General features: G+C 42.2%; 15 protein-coding genes, 1 tRNA gene and 1 riboswitch. Of the genes, 4 read left to right on the top strand and 12 right to left on the bottom strand.

Features of this window, described 5'->3' with window-relative positions; genetic code table 11:
• Positions 1-38 precede the first annotated feature (38 nt).
• The 6 genes from BMX69_RS18430 to BMX69_RS25045 form a co-directional block, all read right to left on the bottom strand.
• Entirely contained in the window at positions 39-866 is an 828-nt protein-coding gene (locus tag BMX69_RS18430) for a M28 family peptidase (protein ID WP_100043169.1), read from the bottom strand.
• A gap of 2 nt (positions 867-868) precedes the next feature.
• Positions 869-1,393, bottom strand: a complete 525-nt coding sequence (locus tag BMX69_RS18425; protein WP_100043168.1) for a NanQ anomerase/TabA/YiaL family protein — start codon at positions 1,391-1,393, stop codon at positions 869-871.
• A 54-nt stretch (positions 1,394-1,447) separates the two neighbouring features.
• Positions 1,448-2,233 (bottom strand): SDR family NAD(P)-dependent oxidoreductase, encoded by a 786-nt coding sequence (locus BMX69_RS18420; RefSeq protein ID WP_100043167.1) that lies wholly within the window; start codon positions 2,231-2,233, stop codon positions 1,448-1,450.
• Entirely contained in the window at positions 2,223-3,071 is an 849-nt protein-coding gene (locus tag BMX69_RS18415; RefSeq protein WP_242941297.1) for a GntR family transcriptional regulator, read from the bottom strand. The genes BMX69_RS18420 and BMX69_RS18415 overlap by 11 nt, the downstream gene beginning before the upstream one ends.
• A 163-nt stretch (positions 3,072-3,234) precedes the next feature.
• Entirely contained in the window at positions 3,235-3,585 is a 351-nt protein-coding gene (locus BMX69_RS25050) for a homocysteine S-methyltransferase family protein (protein WP_330387738.1), read from the bottom strand.
• Entirely contained in the window at positions 3,586-3,954 is a 369-nt protein-coding gene (locus tag BMX69_RS25045; protein ID WP_330387471.1) for a hypothetical protein, read from the bottom strand.
• A gap of 302 nt (positions 3,955-4,256) precedes the next feature.
• Between BMX69_RS25045 and BMX69_RS18405 the strand changes: the two genes are divergently transcribed.
• Positions 4,257-4,329: transfer RNA gene (locus BMX69_RS18405), tRNA-Gly, on the top strand.
• A 423-nt stretch (positions 4,330-4,752) separates the two neighbouring features.
• On the top strand, positions 4,753-4,944 hold the full coding sequence (locus BMX69_RS18400; protein WP_054790464.1) for a YwbE family protein: 192 nt from the start codon (positions 4,753-4,755) through the stop codon (positions 4,942-4,944).
• A gap of 214 nt (positions 4,945-5,158) precedes the next feature.
• Here BMX69_RS18400 and BMX69_RS18395 read toward each other — a convergent pair whose 3' ends face one another.
• The 3 genes from BMX69_RS18395 to BMX69_RS18385 form a co-directional block, all read right to left on the bottom strand.
• Positions 5,159-6,937, bottom strand: coding sequence for an ABC transporter ATP-binding protein (locus tag BMX69_RS18395; protein WP_242941296.1), 1,779 nt, complete (start codon positions 6,935-6,937; stop codon positions 5,159-5,161).
• A complete protein-coding gene (locus BMX69_RS18390) occupies positions 6,938-8,674 on the bottom strand; it encodes an ABC transporter ATP-binding protein (protein WP_100043166.1) in 1,737 nt (578 codons plus the stop codon).
• Between the two features lie 270 nt (positions 8,675-8,944).
• A riboswitch (guanidine-I (ykkC/yxkD leader) is annotated at positions 8,945-9,051 on the bottom strand.
• A gap of 257 nt (positions 9,052-9,308) precedes the next feature.
• Positions 9,309-10,148, bottom strand: a complete 840-nt coding sequence (locus BMX69_RS18385; protein ID WP_100043165.1) for a MerR family transcriptional regulator — start codon at positions 10,146-10,148, stop codon at positions 9,309-9,311.
• Between the two features lie 277 nt (positions 10,149-10,425).
• On the opposite strand from BMX69_RS18385, the gene BMX69_RS18380 reads away from it, so the two are divergent.
• Together BMX69_RS18380 and BMX69_RS18375 are read left to right on the top strand one after the other, a co-directional pair.
• Entirely contained in the window at positions 10,426-12,153 is a 1,728-nt protein-coding gene (locus BMX69_RS18380; protein WP_100043164.1) for an ABC transporter ATP-binding protein, read from the top strand.
• Complete coding sequence (locus BMX69_RS18375) at positions 12,150-13,904, top strand: ABC transporter ATP-binding protein (protein ID WP_100043163.1); 1,755 nt, start codon at positions 12,150-12,152, stop codon at positions 13,902-13,904. Before BMX69_RS18380 ends, BMX69_RS18375 begins: the two co-directional genes overlap by 4 nt.
• A 46-nt stretch (positions 13,905-13,950) precedes the next feature.
• Here BMX69_RS18375 and BMX69_RS18370 read toward each other — a convergent pair whose 3' ends face one another.
• The 3 genes from BMX69_RS18370 to BMX69_RS18360 all read right to left on the bottom strand — a co-directional run bounded on the left by BMX69_RS18370 (position 13,951) and on the right by BMX69_RS18360 (position 15,864).
• Positions 13,951-14,604, bottom strand: coding sequence for an HAD family hydrolase (locus tag BMX69_RS18370; RefSeq protein WP_100043162.1), 654 nt, complete (start codon positions 14,602-14,604; stop codon positions 13,951-13,953).
• A 3-nt stretch (positions 14,605-14,607) separates the two neighbouring features.
• Positions 14,608-15,045 carry a PTS sugar transporter subunit IIA gene (locus BMX69_RS18365; RefSeq protein WP_054790467.1) on the bottom strand — a complete coding sequence of 146 codons (438 nt, stop codon included), beginning with the start codon at positions 15,043-15,045 and terminating at the stop codon, positions 14,608-14,610.
• Positions 15,046-15,114: 69 nt separating this feature from the next.
• The gene (locus BMX69_RS18360) at positions 15,115-15,864 is read right to left on the bottom strand and encodes a GntR family transcriptional regulator (RefSeq protein ID WP_025230300.1); all 750 of its coding nucleotides are present in this window, start codon (positions 15,862-15,864) and stop codon (positions 15,115-15,117) included.
• Between the last annotated feature and the right edge of the window lie 223 nt (positions 15,865-16,087).

The raw sequence follows: 16,087 nt of genomic DNA, 5'->3' as shown, positions 1-16,087 counted from the left end.
TATTTATCTTGAAATAAAGTAAGCGGTTCCTTCTGCTTTTAAAACAGAAGGAACCGCTTTTTCTTATCTGCCGGCGCGTGCAGCGCATCCATAAGATAATCATATATACGCGTCATGGCTTCCGGCTCAACCCATTCAGGAGAGTCCCGGTAGCCGCCGTGCATGGTGCTTGAGACATCCATCTGACTGAGGATCATATCAAACTCCGGGGGATGGCCTAAAAATCCACTGCCCAGATTGGATAGGGCATTTAGATATTGGATATCCCAACGGGGAATTGAGGCTATGCTGATTGCAGGAATTCGAAGGCCGGTGAAAGAGGCTTCGTCGCTCTTTGGTAAAAATTTCACCAGGAGGCCGTTGTGGGCCGCCAGGATTTCCTTGCTGCAGAAAGTGCGTACAGACTCTTTTTTTGCATTCCCCCGGTCATAGACTGCAATGGTATCGCCGTAACCGCATACATCCAGATTAATCACACCGGTAATGGCCTGGCGGTCCATTTGGCTGACATAATGACGGCTTCCCGTATTGCCTGTTTCTTCTCCGTCAAAAAATGCGAAACGTACAGGAAAGTTTTCGGCGCGCAGGGCTTTGGCAAGAGCGATCAGGATGCAAAGGGCAGCAGCGTTGTCATTGGCTCCAAAGCTTCCGTAAACCGCATCGTAATGGGCGCAGAACAAGAGGCTGGGCCTGCTGTCTTCCGGAGAAATCAGATAATTGATGATTCCTCTGGGAGCATTGGGGGAGGGCGCTTCTTCCTGGCGCTCAAAAGGCAGGTGTTCCTGCTCCAGAACCCTTTCAAGAGCCATACGGCGCAGGTCAGGATCCTTCATGGAAAGTTCATTCAGATATTTGTTCAGGCTCATGATCATTCCCCCTGCCGGACGTCACCGGGCAGGCAGCTTTCAAGAGGTACTTTTATAACGATCTTACGGATCGCCGCAGGGCTGTCTCCGGCCTGGATAGCGGGGATATGGACATCCCAAGGGAAATAAATGGCATAGGAGCCTGGAACCAGGCGGATGCGTCCCTCCGGAGCTTCAGGATCATTGCAAAAGAAAAGAATGTCCCTGGGAGTGTCAAGAAGATCCTCGTCCACCTGCCCTGTTTCTTCCTTGCTGTAAAAACCGGCCTCTTCCGGACCGCCCTTGGCAAGAAACTGTACGTCAATATTTTTTCTATGAATTTCCGGACGAAGGTCCTCCCGGCCTTTTGTTTCTAAATCAAGGACCTGCAGAATAATGGGCAGGCCGTCCAGTTCTATATTAAATACCCCTGGTTCATGAGCTGCCATATCGTTGTCCTTTAAAAAGCGGATGGCATTGCGCAGGGGAGCCGGAAGCACGGCAAACTGTTCCTCCAGCATGGGTTTATATATGTTTCCGAAAATCATGGGTAGTTCCTCCTGTTTTATGGATTAATGGATTCTTTCATCTACAGGCGCCTGTTACTGCATGGCCGTTAAGCCTCCGTCCACACCAAGGATCTGGCCGGTCACAAAGGAGGCGGCATCGCTGCATAAATACAGTGCGGCGGCAGCAATATCCTCTTCACGGCCGATGCGCCCAAGAGGGATGCGGTCCGTCAGCTTTTCTAAAAATGCAGGATCATCCAGCTGGAATGAGTTAATAGGCGTCCGCACAAAGGTGGGTGCGATGGCATTGCAGGTAATGCCGTATTTTCCCCATTCACAGGCTAATTGCTTTGTGTACATATTGGCTGCGCCTTTGCTGGTGCAATAAGCGATATAATCCTGTTTTGCGCCGATAAAGCCCTTTACGGAAGAGAGATTGACGATACGCCCATACCGGTTGGGAATCATGAAACGCTTTCCTACCGCACGGGTTACTGTGTGAATGCCTTTTACATTTAAGTCCATTACCTGATCAAAGGTATCTTCGTCGTAATCCTCCGCCGGAAGCAGCCGGTTCATCCCGGCGCTGTTAACCAGGATATCGATTCGGCCAAATGCCTTGTCCACCTGATCAAGCATATCTGATACATCATCCCGGTCACGAATGTCGCAGCGCAGGGAAAAAAAACTGCGGCTGGCCTGTTTTGCCTCTTCCTCAAGATGGGCAGCCTTTTCCGGATGCCCGCCGCATACAGCCACATCAGCTCCGTTTTGCAGGAAGGCTCTGGCAATGGCGCTTCCCAGACCTCCGGTTCCTCCCGGGATCAGGGCCTTCTTTCCAGCCAGTGTGAACATATTTTGATAGATCTCATTTTTCATAAAGAAGCCCTTTCTGTTCCTGTAAACTGGTATCTGTCTGTTCTTTATTACTTTCAATAAAATAGTCCGGATAGCGTTCCTTCAAAGGGGATATTAACAAAAGGATCCGGGCCAGATGATGATGGTAAATGGTGCATGCCCGGTCTGTATCCCGTTCTGCAAGCGCATCAGTAAGTGCAGTTAAATCCCTGAGAAAGTCTTCCATTACGGAAGCGTCGGAGGCAGATAAGTAAAGAAGTCTTTGCAAGTCCATTCCGGCTTTCTGGACGGGTTCCCAGATGAAGTCCATCTTGCCCGCCAGATCATAAAGCAGATGATAATATTCGGTGATCAGCCGGACGGACTGGGATAAGTCCTTTTGGGCCAGATAGTCCTCCTGCTGCATCAGGTTATGATAAAGAATATCAAACTGAGGCCGTTTCACTTTTCGGATGAAGATGTTTTGAAGCATGGCTGTCCCAAGCTGCTTGTTAATCCATAAGGTTTGCTCAATCCGGTTAATGTCAATTCTGGATACAAAGGCTCCCTTTTGTGGGATGACGTCCACCAGATTTTTACGGGAAAGCTTGTAGAGCGTATCATGGACCGGCGTCCGGCTTATGCTCAGAGCATCTGCAAGTTCTACCTCGTTCATCTTACGGCCCGGGGGCAGATGAAGGTTCAAAATGAAATGCCGGATAATCCGGTATGCATATTGGCGTGCATCTTCCGTATGTCTCCGGGGCGGCAATTTTTGAAACGGTATGAGTGACATGTAAAACTCCGTTCTGCCGCCTTGACTGGCGGCACAAATCAAATAAATAACGCCTGGGGCGTTGGTGGCTGTCCTGTTTGCCATCAAAGATTAACATAAGGCTTTTCTGGTACATGGTTTTATATGATACCAGGTATGGACAGGACAGGAATTGAAACTTGTATGCAATATCTTTCTATATTTTATCATTCTTTGCTGAAAAAAGCTACTCAATTTGATGCTGCAGGTGCCGGGAGCGAACCGGCGATTATGCCCGTAATCTGCGGGCTACCTGCTCCATATGTCTGCCATCTGTACCGCAGCAGCCTCCATATATATTCATGCTGCTTATGCGGCGCAGCTTCATCATTTCTTCCGCAAATGGTTCTGGGTCTGAACATTTTAAATCCAAAGAGCCATCCAGTTCTGCGTAGGACAATGGCGAAGTATTAGCCTGAATTCCCCGAAAACGGTGCACAAGGGCATTCTGGTTAAAGGGCTGTAACAGCGCCTGATATACAATTCCCGGGTGGACGCAATTGGACATATAGCAGACCGGTTTCGGCTGGACCAGACCGTCAATATAGGCGATGGCATCAGCATTTGCCGTTCCGTCAATTTATGCATCCCCTTTAGCGCCCATCAACCCGCCGACATACATCTCTATGCCGCTTTTTTGCTGCATACTGCGGAGGAATTTCACATTATCGGTGATAATGGAGGAGGAATAGCCAGCTAAGGCCACCCGTTCTTTGTTTGCACGGCGGGTAGGCGTAGTAGCCAAAAAAGGCAGGCCATGGCATCCTGCTATATGGATGTATTCCTGCCATAGACTGGCGAGAGCAGATTGTCCTTTGGCATCGTATATAAGATCTGCCATAGCCACTTGGTCATTGAACTGCAAATGGTATTCTCTCTTAAGCCGCTCACCCAGAGCGCCTTCCATTAAAATACTATGCTCTTTATCAATACAAGACTTAAAATCCATGATCCCTCCGAAACAGGCGTGAACGATTTATGTTGTGGATTATGAGTAATAGTATATAACAAAAAATGGTAGAAGTCGACCTTTGATATATCCCTGGGTATAAAGAAATAGAAGGGGAAGAACAAATTCATCGGCTATGTCCGGACTGAGAAGTGTATGTCCAAAAGAGTTGAAATTAGAAGGGATTTATGGAAATATATAGTACAAAACAACAAAAAAATGATATTAACCTCTTGCATTTATTAAAAACGTATGATATAATTCCAGTGTTGTAGCAAATGAATATAATTTATAATTTATATGCGCGAGTGGCTCAGTTGGTGGAGTACGACCTTGCCAAGGTCGGGGTCGCGGGTTCGAGTCCCGTCTCGCGCTCTTTTTATTGGTAGCGGAAACCTAGGTTTTATCAGGGTTTCCGCTATTTTTTGATTTGTAATTAAACCGCTAAAGCCTTTTCTATATTAATTTTCAACACGGGTTTTTCGGTTGAAGCAGTAGTTTTTCAGATTGGTGCGCTCCGTCATCATGGCTGACCTGTTACGTATTTCATTGATATTAATGCCCCCAATGAGTTCTTGTAATAGTATGGATATTTACTAATTAGTGTGATAATATTATAGCATTAGCAAAGTCAATCGATTTCTTTAATAAATTTAATGATTTTGATGCCATAAGAAATGATATTTATAATAATTGGGGTAAGACAACTATTGATGATATACGCAATATGAGGGAACATGACAATGAATTCATAGTTGGAAAAGGAAGAACCCGCCCGATGCTAAAGCGAGGATAAAAATGAACGGACAAAATAAAATTGATATTAAAATAGGTGCAACAGTAAAAATTGTATTGAAATCTGACCAAAGAACCGGAAAACTAACAGAGGGAATTGTTGGAAAAATACTAACAAACAGCAGCTTTCACCCTCATGGTATCAAAGTGATGTTAACGAATGGACAAGTGGGGAGAGTCCAGGAAATATTATGATTTAAGTCACTTTATTTTTTAAAAAAAGTATATTAATAAGAGGAAAGTATCTTGGACAAGCATTTTTTACGGATAAATAATAAGAGCCTGAGAAATAATTTTCAAATTCCAGACTCTTATTATTTATTGCCACAATAAGCCAGGTCGTTATAAATGTGCTAATATTTTTAATCGGAAAACTCAGTATTCGTAAAAAGCACTTTTAACTTTCACTTTAGCTGTTATAAAGTCTAGCATAAAAGGAGTCTCGGGCAATCAATTCATCGTGAGAACCAGTTTCAATGATATCACCGTCCTTCATCACCAAAATCAGATTGGCATTGCGGATAGTGGATAACCGGTGAGCAATCATAAAGCTGGTTCTGTTTTGCATCAATTTTGCCAATGCAGTTTGAATGCGTATCTCCGTAATCGTATCGATACTGGAAGTAGCCTCGTCTAAAATCAGGACATGGGGATTCGCCAGTGCAGTACGGGCAATCGTAAGCAATTGCTGCTGCCCTTGGGACAAAACACTCTGCTCACTGGAGATGACCGTATCATAGCCGTCCGGAAGCGTTCGGATAAAGCTGTCACATTGAGCAAGCTTTGCAGCCGCAACGATTTCCTCCCGCGTTGCATCCTTTCTTCCATATGCAATATTATCAGCAACGGTTCCTTTAAACAGCCATGTATCCTGTAAGACCATGCCAAACAGACTTCTTAGGTGCTGGCGGGTCATCTGCGATGTATCTTTTCCATCAAAGAGAATTTTACCGTTATCAATCTCATAAAACCGCATTAGGAGATTGACTAAAGTGGTTTTACCCGCACCTGTAGGGCCGACAATGGCGATTGTCTGGTTTGCTTTGGCAATAAAATTCACCTTTTTCATCAATAGGTTGTTCGGCTCATAACCAAAGCTGACTCCCTGAAACGCTATCTCGCCCTTAGGCTTTTTAATCTCAATAGAATTTGCACTGTCCGGAATTTCTTCCTCGGCATCCAGAATTTCATAAACCCTGCTTATGGATGCTAACGCTGCTTGGAAGGAATTCGTTACAAACGCAAATTGCGTCATAGGCTCAGACACCTGGCTTACATACTGCAAGTACGCTTGAACAACCCCAAGGGTAATCATTCCTCGGATAACCAATATCGCTCCTAGAATAGCACTTAGAATGAATGCCAATTGGTTGATAAAACGCACCGCTGGATAAATGACATAGTTCATAAATTGCGCTTTCAAATGCGCATGGTATTGCTTTTCGTTGACCTCTTTCATTTTTTCAATGGAGGCATCCTGTGTATTAAAGGCTTTGATAAGAAGGCTGCCGCTGTACAGTTCTTCCACAGTCGCATTAAAGTTACCTAGTGTAGCAAGGTTTTTCCTGAAGGCAGCCTGACTTTTCCTTGAGATGAATAAGGTAGTAAACATACTGAAGGCAACCACTACTAAAACAATACCCGTTAGCTTGGGGCTGATCCAGAGCATAATAGCAATACCGAAAATCAAGTCAAAAAAGGCCAACATAAACTGGTTAAACCCTATGACCAGGATTTCGGAGATTTTGTCAATATCCGTACTGCAAATACTAAGGAGCGAACCGATTTTTGTTCTATCATAGAATCTCAAGGGAAGATTGGTAAGCTTCTTACTTATCTCCTTGCGAAGATATAGAGATGTTTCTTCGCTAACATCTGCCATGAACCTTTCTGCGATATAGGAAAAGAGAAAGGAGAGTGCAGATGCAGCAATGATGATTAAGACCGGTGTGCCTATGGCAGCGATCACCATGTCTTTATTAATATTAGGCAGAGCAAACTCTTTTAAGATTGCCACCATATTATCAATGGCAATACCCATAAACCATGGTATAGCTGTATACAGCATACTGCCAAAGATACAAGCAAAAATGGTAAGAAAGACTTTCCCTTTTTGCAACATTAGCAAATCCCAGAACAACCGTAATGGCTGTTTTGCATTTTTATGGTTCATTTTGTTGTTAGACATTTATTCATCCCTCCCTTTGAGCTGCTGCGATCGTGCAAATTCCTGATAAACAGCATTTTGGGCCAACAGCTCTTTGTGAGTGCCTTTCCCCACGATCTCGCCCTTATCCAAAACGATAATCTCGTCAGCATCCACAATACTGCTCAACTTTTGTGCTACGATTATAATTGCCGCATCCTGCAAATTCTGCTTAATCGCTTTTCTAAGATTAGCATCTGTTTGATTGTCCAGTGCAGAAAAACTGTCATCAAACATATACACATCTGCCGGTTTTGCCAAAGCACGGGCGATGCAGAGCCTTTGTTTTTGTCCGCCGGAGAAGTTGCCTCCCCCTCGCGCGACAAAGGACTCGTAGCCGTCCTGCAACTGACTTATAAACTCATCGGCCTGCGCAATTTTAGCTGCCCTGTACATCTGCTCATCACTAATCGCAGCATCGGCATACTTTAAATTGTCCCGTATCGTACCGCTAAAGAGGAATGCGGTTTGCGGCACATAGCTCATACGGCTTCGCAGAAAGTTTTGCGAAAGATTTCGGATATCTACATCACCCAAACGGATGGAACCCGCCTGAATATCATCAAAACGCATCAGGATTTTAGCAATCGTGCTTTTACCGGAAGCGGTGGCCCCGATAATTGCCAAGGTTTGTCCGCGTTTACAACTAAAGTTGATATCGTTTAAAACAGCGTTTTCCGCACCGGGATATTGAAAGCAAACGTGATCAAACCGAACAACCTCATGGGCACCGGCATTGTATTTGCTGTCCTCCACAGCCTGCGCATCCGAAATAGCCGGATCATGATTTAGCACAGCTTCAATTCGGGCCAGCGATGCTACGGAGCGGGGAATCATAACCGTAACCAGTGCACCTGCCAATAGCTGCAGAAGCGCTAGGGTTACATATTCGATCACCGCTGTGATGGTTCCGATTTGCACGGTTCCATCTGCCACATCAAAAATACCTAGCCACAATACAGCGGACAGCACAAGACCTAAGGCCAGAAAAGCAATAGGGCTGATAAAAGCGAAACGACGATTGATCTGGATCATATTATCGGCGTGTGCTTCAAAGGTGTCATCCGTCCGGTTCTGTTCGTAGACAGCGTTGTCAAAAGCACGGATAATTTTTACACCGACAAAGACTTCGCGCAATTTCGCTACCATTGCATCTATTCGCACTTGTATTGCTTTCATATTACCCATACATTTATAGAAGATGTAAACGACAGCGCCGAAAAAGAGGATAATAGTCAAAGCTACGGTTACAGCCAGTTCTATCGAAACACGGGCAGTCATAATCACTGCGATGATTCCAATAAACGGCCCAGGAAGAATCATCTGAATAATCATAACCAAGACCTGCTGAATATTGGCAACGTCACCGCTGCTTCGCGTAGCCAAAGAAGCTGGCCCATATTTCTTTTGGTCCTCCAGAGAAAGCGCTTGAATATGTGAAAACAAATCCTCCCGGATAGTTTTACCCAAAAGAGAAGACAGTCGAGCGGAAAAGTATGTACACGATGTTGAGAAAAGAACGCCAACTCCGGCTGCGATTAACATCTTTATTGCAATGGATAAAACAACGTTGATATCGTTCTGTGCAATACCGATATCAACGATTTCCTCCGTGAAATATGGAATTAAAAGAATACACAATGTCTGTAACAGCAGGAACAGCAGCGTAAAAAGAGTAAGTGCTTTATTCCTTTTTATAAAATTTGATAAAATACGCATAAAAGAAACTCCTTTCAAGTAGTCCAAAATTAATCATAAGAGAACAGTTAATCCCGCTGGAAAGTATGCAGATTATGCATAAAACCCTCTCTTTCAAGGAAATCATAAAAACTGATATCCCTATGATGAAAACATATAACGGATTAATCTGATATGGAATAGAAGATATCAATTAACACCATAGGTACTGATTTATTTAACTGGTTTACATTATTCACATTCATTATCCCTCCTTTTTCAGAGCAAAATAATAAAGCCTGGGAGTATATATACTCCCAGGCTTTTATCCCACCGTGTTACATGACTTAATATACCGTCATGCGTTTTCCCTTGGACCAGACTAATATTTTTATTACGGAACCCTAGAAAACTTTAGCTTTATTCAATTTTGCTTTCACAGTAATATAGCACACGAAAAAAGATATGTCAAGTCTATGGTCATTTATATATTGTGTCTCTTGGCATATTATATTCTCCAAACCTTTCTGCAAACCGTGTGTAAAATTATTTGCAGAAATATCCTACCTTCAGCGCAAGACTTTCCGCAATAGCCACAGATAATAACTGCAGATGCTGTTAATTCAAAATTTATAAGCTTTACTGCCTAAAAGGCTCTGATAATTATCCGGGCCTTTTATTTTGGCTGCAAGTCATCCTCAATTTCTACCAATATTAACGTAACATAGTCGTCTCTGTTTTTAGTGCCTATCTCAAATATAAGATACTCCTCATAAGCATTTTTTCCGAGGTTTATCTGATGTTCCTTTGCGTACTGCATAATCTCTGTATACATTTCACTGATCCTTGGATAACTTCCCTTATAATAAACCTGGAGATACCAACCCTCTTTTCGCACCAGAGTGTTGTTTTTTTTATCAGCATTATTCGTTTTTGTATACAAATAGGAGAAGCTGTCGAATCTTTTATCACGGATATTATCAATGGTAAGCGATGCTCCCAGAAAATCTATCATACTTGCATTGCTGTTATTACGGAATGCGATCAGCTCTGTTAAAAAGTTCGGATAAGAGTTGTCATTGTCATTATCCATTAAGGTACTGCATAGCGCTTTCATGCTTTTATGATAAGCCGTTCCTATGGTATTATATTCCACGGATAGGGCCTTTTCTGTTAATTCCTTAAGGGAGTCGATTTCACGTTTCGTGTTTTTTAACTTTTTAATTTCCTTAGACACTTCATTTGATTTTTGTTCCAGTAAATCAACAAGCTTTACAGGATTTCTTTCATCCATATACTTTTTAATTTCTTTTAATGGCATTCCCAGTCTTTTTAATGCGGAGATAATAGAAAACGTATCGAATTGGCGGAAAGAGTAATAACGGTAACCATTTTCTTTTATGATCTCAGGCTGAAAAAGCTTTATCTGATCGTAATGAAATAAAATATGCTTTGGAATTCCGCAGATTTTTGCAAACTCTCCTGTTGTTAAGTATTCATTTTTATCTTTAGACATAAAATTACCTCAGTTCTATGCTGCATATTACGAATTTCATGTTTGCAGCCGCAGCATTGACACAAACTTTTTCATAACATATATGTTTTATATTAACAAAGCAGGTATTAAAAAAACAGGAAATATCAAACAATAATGATAAGAAATATTTTAGAGTTTTTTTTTCTTGACTATAAGACAACCTTATAGTTTATAATAGTCAAACAGCCTTTTTCTGTCAAGGATTGCGGCTGAATTTATATATGTATTTATACAGTAAAGCGAAAGGAGTCATGTTATGAAATTAATGTTAAAATATCTGAAAAGATATCCGAAGCTAATTCTGTTAAACATCATAGGAATCTTTAGTTTCGTTGCAGTACAGCTGGGAATTCCCACGGTTATGGCGTGGATGATTGATAACGGAATAGGCAATGGTGATATAGCTTATATTAAGAAAATGGGAGGAATCATGCTGATTGTCTGCATTCTTGGAGGTGCAGGAACCATTTTATTAACTTTCGCTTCATCAAGAATTTCAACCTATATGATTCGGGATATCAGAAATGATGTTTTTGCACAATCGCAGAAATTTTCCCACACAGAATATAATAAATTTGGTGTGTCATCCATGATTACACGAACAACGAATGATGCATTTCAGTTAATGTTGTTTTCCAATTTGTTGTTTCGAACTGCACTTTTGGCACCAGTCATGATTATTATCAGTGTTTTTATGACGATCAAGACCAGTATTAATCTCTCTATGGTTATCGGAGGAAGCTTTCCATTTATAGTGGCGGGAGTCATTATCATTGCGAAATTAACCAATCCGCTTTCTGAGAAACAGCAAAAAGGGATGGACCGGCTGAATCGGATTTCAAGAGAAAACTTAACTGGGGTACGTGTAATCAGAGCTTTTCGAAAAAGTGAATATGAATCAGAACGTTTCGCAGAGACCAATAACGATTATGCCACTACTTCGAAGAAATTATTTAAAATCATGTCATTTACGCAGCCGGCCTTTTTCTTCTTATTACACCTTGCAATGATGGCCGTATTTTGGATATCCAGTTTAATGATTGATAAAGGAACTTTACAGGTTGGACAGTTAGTTGCTTTCTTAGAGTATCAGTTTCATGCAATGTTCTCTATCATGCTATTTTCCATGGTATTTGTCATGTATCCAAGGGCGCAGGTATCTGCAAACCGCATTCAGGAATTATTAGATGAGGAACCATTAGTAAATAATCCTTCTGAGGGCATTACAGCGGATAATAAAGGTGTGGTTGAATTTGACCATGTTACGTTCCAGTATCCGGATGGTGAGCTTCCGGTCATAAAGGATGTATCTTTTACTGCGAACAAAGGGGAGACCGTAGCATTTATCGGCAGTACGGGCAGCGGAAAGAGCACATTGATTAATTTAATTCCAAGATTTTATGATGTGACAGGCGGTTCTATCAAAATTGATGGTGTGGATACACGTGACTATGACTTAAAGGCACTCCGTCAAAAAATTGGTTTTATCCCTCAAAAAGCTTTTTTATTTAAAGGAACCATAGAAGACAATCTTAAATTCGGCAATCCCAATGCGACGCCGGAAGAAATAGATCATGCAATTGAAATAGCGCAGGCGAAAGAGTTTATTCAGAATAAGCCGGACAAATTACAGGAATTTATAAGTGAAGGTGCAAAAAATGTATCAGGAGGCCAAAAACAAAGGATCTCGATTGCGAGAGCATTGGTTAGAAAGCCTGAAATCTACATTTTTGATGACAGCTTTTCTGCGCTTGACTATAAAACAGATGCTACCTTGCGGGCTGCCCTTAAGGAAGAAACAAAAGAATCCATTGTATTCATTGTGGCACAAAGAATTAGTACCATCATGAATTCGGATAAAATAATCGTTCTGAATGAGGGTGAAGTGGTAGGTATGGGGACCCATAAAGAATTATTAAAGTCGTGCAATATATATTATGAAATTGCAGATTCACAATTAACAAAGGAGGAATTGGAGCGATGAGAAAATTATATCCATATATAAAACCATACTTGAAATTTTTTATCGTGGCGATTCTTCTTACGATCGCATACTCCGGTTTCTTATCAGCAGCACCAATGGTGGAAGGTTTAATTACAACCAGACTAAAAGATGATGTTGTAGATATCGTGAACAAAGTTCCTGGGGCAGCCATCAGTTTTCCCTACGTGATTAAAATCTTAAAGCTGTTGCTTGCTATTTATATCGGAAACGTACTTAGCAGCTTTGGTTCACAGTATTTTTTGACCAATGGTATACAAAATACAATGCGTGATTTAAGAAACGATGTCCAAAGAAAGATTGCAAAGCTGCCAATCAGTTATTTTGATAAACGTTCCGTCGGTGATATTCTCAGTATCATCTCAAATGATATCGATACCATGTCAAATGCGCTGCAGCAGAGTTTATCAAGGATATTGAGTGCTGTCTTATCCATTATTTTAGCTATAGTACTAATGTTTTATATTAATCCCACGATGGGTACTGTTGCTGTCTTGCTGATACCGGGAAGTGCCCTGATCATGAAATTTATTATGAAGCGTTCTTCCGTTATGTTTAGCAGACAGCAGGCTGCACTTGGTGACTTAAATGGTTACATTCAGGAACGATATACCGGGCTAACCGAAATCAAACTTTATGGAAAGCAGGAAGATTCCATAGAACAGTTTAAGAAGATTAACAACAATCTTTGTGAAAATGGATTTATGGCACAATTTATATCCGGATTGATGTCGCCGTTAATCTCCTTCATTACGTATCTTGCAATTGTAGCTGTTTGTATCTTAGGTGCGACATTTGCAATAACAGGCGCCATTACGGTTGGACAGCTTCAGGCATTTATCCGATATATGTGGCAGTTAAATGAGCCGCTGGAGCAGGTGTCACAATTGTCTGCTTCCATTCAGTCTGCGATTGCTGCTTCGGAAAGAGTATTTGAGTTCCTTACTGAGACAGAAGAGGTCCCGGAGGCTTCTGCTCCGGTAAAAATTGAGAACTTAAAGGGAAATGTTACCTTTGAAGATGTGTCTTTTGGTTATAACAAAGATAGAATGCTCATTGAACATCTGGATATTAACGTAAAGAGCGGTCAGATGGTAGCAATCGTAGGCCCGACTGGCGCCGGAAAAACCACGCTTATTAACCTCTTAATGCGTTTTTATGACGTAAATAAAGGTGCAATTAAGGTTGACGGTGTGAAAATTAAGGATATGAAACGGGATGATCTTCGTTCTATCTTTGGTATGGTGTTACAGGACACCTGGCTATTTAACGGAACGATCGCCGATAATATAAAATACGGAAAAGAGGATGCAACGCAGCAGGAGATTGAAAATGCTGCAAAAACAGCAAATGTAAATCATTTTATCAAAACACAGCCAGATGGCTACCATATGATATTAAATGAAGAATCCTCAAACGTATCAGTCGGTGAGAAACAGCTTTTAACAATAGCGAGAGCGTTCCTGGCAGATCCGGCTATTTTAATCCTTGATGAGGCGACAAGTTCCGTTGATACAAGACTTGAATTAATGCTTCAGACAGCTATGAAAAATATCATGAAGGGCAGAACAAGCTTTGTTATTGCACACCGCCTTTCTACGATTAGAAATGCGGATTTAATCCTTGTTATGAATAACGGATCAATTATTGAACAGGGAACCCATGATGAATTAATAGCAAGGAAAGGTTTTTATGAAAAACTGTATATGAGTCAGTTCCAAAATCAAGCTTAAATATATTTTAAAAGCAGGCTCCCGTAACTGGGGGCCTGCTTTTGGTTTATCTGTTATTCAACTCATCCAATAAGTCCAATACCTCAAAAAGCCCGTTTATGGAATAATCCGCAAGACTGCGGTCAAAACCAAACCTGTCATCAATGATGGAGGCAACGGTCATTCCTGCACCATGTCCTGCCATGATCCCATAGGTTGAATCTTCCACCACCAGGCATTCCTTTGGCTCGCGCTTTAAGGTATCTGCCGTATGGAGATATATTTCCGGATTAGGCTTACTTTCCTTAAATTCCTCGCCGCTTACAATGTAGTCAAAGTCACCTTTCAGTCCGCAGGATGTGAGCACATCTTCAATCCCTGCCCTGCTGGTAGAAGATGCCAGTGCCACCTGATAACCTCTGCGGTGAAGCTCCTTTAAAATCTCCGGGACTTCCTTTCTTAAAATAGAAGGATAATCCGGGCGGCAATCAGCCCAAAGTCCTGCATATAGCTCTTGGAACGTGTGGGAATTCACATCCTCTCCGATCGCGTCGCTTATAATCTCCATCGTCCTTTTTGTGGTGGATCCCACCACGGCAAACAGCGCCTCTCTGCTGATCTGGGGGTACTTAAGCTTCAGCTTTTCATACATATGGTCCAAATATATGATTTCACTGTCGATCAGAACCCCATCCATGTCAAATATAACTGCTTTTATCATTGGTCAAATTCCTTCCTCAAAGTCTTCAGACGCTTCTACCGGCTCATATTTGTATTTTCCGATCTGCGTTTTTCCTATTTCAATAATTTCATCTGCCAGAGTATCTGCTTCCGGTATCTGGCCCATCATGCAGCGCATTGCCAGTTCTACGGTCATGCCCAGGTTCGTTCCGTAAAGGACCTTTATCCGTTCATCTCCAATGCTTAACATCACTGCATTTTTAAAAGGGGAGCCTCCCAGAATATCACATAGAACAAGAACTTGTTCGCAGTCCTGAAAGCGGTCGAAGGCTGCCTTTAGATTCTCCTTTAGCTGTTCCTCGCTATGCTCCTCCCTAAAATCCACCGGTACGATAAAATCCTGATGACCAGTGAGAAGTTCCACTGCGCTTGAGATTCCGGTTGCAAATGTTCCATGGCCTGAAATAATGATTCCAATCATATTTTCCTCTTTCCTGCCCTGGTTTTACGGGCATATAGGTATGAGCTCCGGGCATTTCATGATTTATTTCTAATCCCTGTATACGACAAAGTCAAATCGGTGTGTGTTGCCCGGATAAGTTTCAATGCTGTAGTCGATAGGACGTTCATATTGGTCGTAGGCGATGCTTTCCAGCATGTGCACCGGAGAGCCTTTCTCTATATGAAACAGGTGAGCCTGTGCCGGGTTGATGATTTCCGCCCGTATGGATCTGACCGCCTTGGCCGGATAGATGCCATACACATCTCTCATGATGCGGTAAAGAGAGTCTGTTCCGTAATCATAGGCTTCAATTCCCGGGAATAGATCCATGGGAACAAAGTTTTCAATAAAAGTAAAAGGACGTTTGTCCGCATAGCGCATGCGCTCCAGATGAAGGCAGTGCTGTTTGGGATCCAAACGCAGTTTTTCGTAAACCGGGACATGGTAAGAGATGATTTCCTTCTTTTTTAAATCGGTTCCAGGTACCATGCCGATCATGGCCAGTTCTTCGCGGTAGCTGACAAGCTGCATCAAATAGATTCCCCGGTCTGTATTTGATCTTACAAAGCTACCGGAGCCACGCTTCCTCACCAGCATTCCAAGCTTGTTTAAATCTCCGTAGGCTTGCCGGACAACAGGACGGGAGATGCCGAATTTGCGGCATAGTTCATCCTCAGTGGGCAGTTTTTGTCCCGGAATCAGGTTTCCACTCCGGATTGCCGTAATCAGGCAGCCCTTTAACTGCTCATACAATGGAACCGGACTATATTTATCAATTTGTATAAATTCAAACTTCATGCATACACCTCCATAGCAGAGAAATCCCATTAGTACAGTATATCATTGAGGAATTTTACCTGCAATGTTATTTTAACGGATATCCATATTGATGTCCACTTGGTGCTTTAAACGGTATCAGAAGCCGACTCTAACCATGTAGTTTTTAACCGCATAACGGAAGGGGCCATACAGGAGACGGTAAATTCTTCCAGCTCTTCCTGTACGGCCCCCGGCAGAATTC

This window comes from Lacrimispora sphenoides JCM 1415 (assembly GCF_900105615.1).
Lineage (GTDB): Bacteria > Bacillota > Clostridia > Lachnospirales > Lachnospiraceae > Lacrimispora > Lacrimispora sphenoides.
Note: the sequence above shows the minus strand (reverse complement) of the source record. Positions and strands in the feature narration are given on the sequence as shown.